Genomic DNA, 3,569 nt, shown 5'->3' on the forward strand with positions numbered 1-3,569 from the left:
WTAAAATCAAATTTATCAAATTTCATAATTTTAGATTCCTATAATTTCTATTTTAAATATATTTTATAGGAATTTTAAAATAACTAGGTTATGCAAGAAGTCTAATAATTAATGATGGTTGTGTTATTTCAGGGGGAATTTCTTCACCTAATAAATCTAAGATTGTCGGAGCAATATCAGCAATTGCCGGATTATCTTTTCGTAATTGTAACCCCTCTTTTGTAATAATAATTGAAACCAATTGTGAAGTATGCTTTTTATTAGGACCCCCTGTTTCATCAATCATAATTTCAGCATTTCCGTGGTCAGCAGTAATAATCATAATTCCGTTAACTTTCTCAATTGCTGCATAAATTTTGCCAAGACAATCATCAATAGCTTTAACTGCTTCGATTGCGGCTGGTAAGATTCCAGTATGCCCAACCATATCACAATTTGCAAAATTTAAAATAATAATATCAAATTCATTTCGATTAAGTTCAGCAATTAATTTATCAGTAATTTCATACGCTGACATTTCTGGTTTTAAATCATAAGTTGCTACTTTTGGTGATGGAATTAAATCTGCTGAAGCCCCTGGTAATGTAATTTCGGCTTGTGTTGCTAGACCATTTTTAAAATAATCTTTTCCACCATCAAAGAAAAATGTAACATGAGAAATTTTTTCTGTTTCAGCAATTCGCAATTGACGGTAACCTTTTTTACTTAATCATTCTCCTAAACCATTAATAACTTCAATTGGCTTAAAAGCAACATGTTTTGAAGCAACTGTTTCTGCATATTCCATCATTGAAACAAAATAAATATCATATAATTTTGGCATAAAATAAGTTTGTGCATCATTACCCGGAAAATTAGGATTTGTTAAAGCCGAAGCTATTGCAATAGCACGATCAGGACGAAAATTAGCAAAAAAGACAGCATCACCTGATTTAATATAACCTCTTGGAGTATTAATATTATATGCTGGCATTAAAAATTCATCATTACGGCCAGCTTGATATTCACGGTCAATATATTCTATTGGGTCACTAAATTTCGAGCCTTTTCTTGAAACTAAAACATCATAAGCAACCTGCACTCGGTCATATTTTTTATCACGATCCATTGCGTAATAACGACCACCAATGGTTGCAATTTTGCCAACTTTTAATTCGTTTTGTAATTGTTGAAATTGTTTAAGATAAATTTTAATACATTCTGGTTTCGTATCACGTCCATCACCTAAAATATGCAAGTAAATTTCTTTTACTCCTTCTTGTGCTGCTAATTTATAAGCAGCAAAAATATGGTTTAAATGTGAATGAACACCACCATCTGAAAATAATCCCATAATATGAAAAGCACCATTATTTTTTTTTGCAAAATTAATTGCAGCTAAAAGTTCTGGATTTTGATTAAATGTTCCATCTTTAATTGCTTTATTAATTAAAGTTAATGATTCATATTTAATGCGACCTGCTCCTAAATGAATATGTCCAACTTCAGAATTTCCCATTTGTCCTTCTGGTAAACCAACTCATTCTCCTGCCGCATGTGCTGAGACTCATGGATATTTTGCTTTTAGCTTTTCAACATTGACCATATGCCCTTGTGTTACAGCATTTCCTTTTGAATCAGGTGCAATCCCTCACCCATCAAGAATTGCCAATAAAATTGGTTGTTTAACTTTCATTTTATTATTTCTCCTCTTTTTCTCTTTTCTTAACAATTATATAATTATTTTCTATTTATTGAGAATATATTTTTCAATCATTTTTGCAACACCACCTGTTTCAACGGTTGTCGTTACTTCTTTTGCTATTGCCTTAATTTGTTCTTGACTATTCTCCATTGCAATTCCCAATCCTACATTTTTAATCATTCAATAATCATTCATACTGTCACCAATTGCCATCATTTCTGATAAAGCAATATTCCATTGGGATGAAATTCATTTCAAACCAGCTAATTTACTAATCTCTGGAGCATTTATTTCTGCTGTTCCTGAGGCATCAATTGCAACTTCAATATTTTGCCCACGAGCTGCAATAATAAAATCGTCGTTTTCATGAACATCCATTACAATACATTTATAACTTTTATTTTGAATTGTTAATGCAGAATCATATTGAATAAACTCTCCATCAAAAAATGCTAATTCAGGATTATTTTCAGCAACAGGATTAAAATTAACAATAACTTTGGTTAAATCATCAGTATAACATCATAATTTTTTATGATATTTTTTTGCCAATTGGAATAAAAAATTAACTTGAGAAGTAGACAAGGTTTGTTGATGAACAATTGTATGTGTCTTAATATCATAAATACATGCACCATTAAAACCAATAAAGTATTGATGAAAATAATCCATTTTTACTTTAATAGCTTCTGATAACGAAGTTAATACTGGTCGTCCTGTTGCAAAAATAACTCGTACCCCCATTTCTTGTGCTTTAATAATTGGCATAATATTGGCCTCGTGAATCCCTTGATGAAATGAACAAGCAGTTCCATCCATATCTAATGCAATTAATTTAATTTTAGTCATAATTCCCTACTTTCTATTAAAATCTCATAATTATATTGTAAAAGAAAAAACTATATTTTTAAATATGGTTTAAAAATTAAATTCTTAAACAAGAATTATCCCTTAAACAACTGCATTTGCATTTTCAGTTGCTACTTCATCTTTTAAAAGTCAATCTCTTAATTGCGGACGAAAACCATAAATAGCACTTATACAACCACCTAAAATCGCTAAAACAATTAAAATAGTAATAAAAACAGTTAATCAAGGACGTATTTTCTTTGCACAATTTTTACATTGACATTGAATTTTTTCAATATTTTCTTGATGTTTTTTGCTATTAGTTCCTTTTTGCTGCTTATCATCAAATAAATCGGGTGGTCATGGTATTCCAATATTCATATTTTTACCAAGTCCAACTTTAATATTTGGATCAATTGGGGCATTTAAGAAATCTGATGGTTTAATTGAAGTACGATTTTGCATATTAGCAATTCGTTCAGCAATCGTTTGAAATTGAGTTTCTTGTCCCGATAATTGTTGTGAATTTTCTTGCATAGTATTTATTTGTTGGTTATTTTGTTGTCCTCAATTATTAACATTAGGAGAATATTGTTCATTTACATTTTGTTGTTGATATTGTTGTGAACCAATATTTCTTGTTGATGAATATTGTTGTTGCGAAATATTTTGTCCGACCTGTCCAGATGTTACTGGATTATAATTTTTATTAGGTCTTTTTTGTTGATAATTTTGTTGTGAAACATTAAAATTATTTTCCTGGTTAAGAGAAGTTTGCTGTTGGTTACTTTCTGGCTTGTTGCCTAAACCATTGTTAAAAGAATGTTTAAAATTCATTTTATGCCCTTCCATTTCATCAATAATTACATACTCTTTATTTTTGTATAGTAATTATAACATAAAAATGGCCGCAATTTTAGGATAATATCCTTTAATTTTGTCGAAAACTCTTGATGAAATAAAAAAAATCATCAATATGACAATTTGAAAACTAATTTTGTGTAAGATTATGATTTTGCTTTAAATTTTTTATAMT

General features: G+C 29.4%; 3 protein-coding genes. All 3 read right to left on the reverse strand.

Annotation, left to right across the window (positions count from 1 at the left end):
* Window positions 1–88: 88 nt before the first annotated feature.
* The 3 genes from gpmI to EHV01_RS03985 all read right to left on the reverse strand — a co-directional run bounded on the left by gpmI (window position 89) and on the right by EHV01_RS03985 (window position 3,370).
* Window positions 89–1,675, reverse strand: a complete 1,587-nt coding sequence (gpmI, locus tag EHV01_RS03975; RefSeq protein WP_422066300.1) for a 2,3-bisphosphoglycerate-independent phosphoglycerate mutase — start codon at window positions 1,673–1,675, stop codon at window positions 89–91.
* Window positions 1,676–1,726: 51 nt separating this feature from the next.
* Window positions 1,727–2,533 carry a Cof-type HAD-IIB family hydrolase gene (locus EHV01_RS03980; RefSeq protein ID WP_422066301.1) on the reverse strand — a complete coding sequence of 269 codons (807 nt, stop codon included), beginning with the start codon at window positions 2,531–2,533 and terminating at the stop codon, window positions 1,727–1,729.
* A 102-nt stretch (window positions 2,534–2,635) separates the two neighbouring features.
* Window positions 2,636–3,370, reverse strand: a complete 735-nt coding sequence (locus EHV01_RS03985; RefSeq protein WP_422066302.1) for a hypothetical protein — start codon at window positions 3,368–3,370, stop codon at window positions 2,636–2,638.
* Window positions 3,371–3,569: the final 199 nt, after the last annotated feature.

The organism is Spiroplasma sp. hy2 (assembly GCF_044714365.1).
In the GTDB taxonomy this organism is placed as follows: Bacteria; Bacillota_I; Bacilli_A; order Mycoplasmatales; family Mycoplasmataceae; genus Spiroplasma; species Spiroplasma phoeniceum.